Source organism: Streptomyces sp. SPB074 (assembly GCF_000154905.1).
Lineage (GTDB): Bacteria > Actinomycetota > Actinomycetes > Streptomycetales > Streptomycetaceae > Streptomyces.
Genome location: NZ_GG770539.1, coordinates 2,082,308 through 2,082,978 on the forward strand (window position 1 = coordinate 2,082,308; position 671 = coordinate 2,082,978).

2 pseudogenes are annotated in these 671 nt (G+C 76.9%); both read right to left on the reverse strand.

The window, feature by feature from the left end:
* Window positions 1-138, reverse strand: a pseudogene (locus SSBG_RS32540) (reductase); the annotation flags it as partial.
* 117 nt (window positions 139-255) lie between these two features.
* Window positions 256-671, reverse strand: a pseudogene (locus SSBG_RS33125) (hypothetical protein); the annotation flags it as partial.

Here is a 671-nt window from a genome sequence, read left to right on the forward strand (position 1 = left end):
GCTGCCCGTGGCGAGGTCGAGCGGACGTCGTGGGGCGCCCCGGCCCAGCACGGTGAGCTGGACGACCGGGTCGGCGAGGAGGCGGTCGGCGACGAAGCGGCCGAGGTAGCCACCGGCTCCGATCAGCAGGACCCTCATCGGGCACCTCCGGTGGTGGTGAGGGTGGGGGTCATGGCGCTTCTCCTTCGGGCGTGGTGCCGTGGGTCGGTTCGGCCCGCGGTGTCGGCGCCGCGGGAGGGGGGAAAGGCTGAGGGGTCATCGCCGCTCGTCGCACGGGCCGGGGCCGGCCTTCGCGTGCGCGGAGGCGCGGGAGAGGGCGGGGACCGAGCGGACGAGGAGCGTGAGGACCGCGAGCGAGCAGGCGAGCGCGGGCACCGCGCCGGTGCCACCGAGCGCGGTGAGGCGTTCCACGGGCGTGGCGAGCGCGGCGGCGCCCGGGAGCCGCGAGGCGAAGAGCGAGGCGAGCGCGAGGAACTGCCCGGCGCAGGCGAGGAGGAGCGCGGTGCGCGCGGCCTCGGCCCTGCCGTGCTGGACCATGAGGCGGGCGAGCAGCAGGAGGGCGCCGAGGCTCCCGGCGGAGAGCAGCCCGGTGGCCTGGTGCAGGCTCGCCGCGCTGACGCCGAGCAGGCCCCACAGGGTGCACAGGTAGAGGGCGAAGAGCGCGAGCAGGA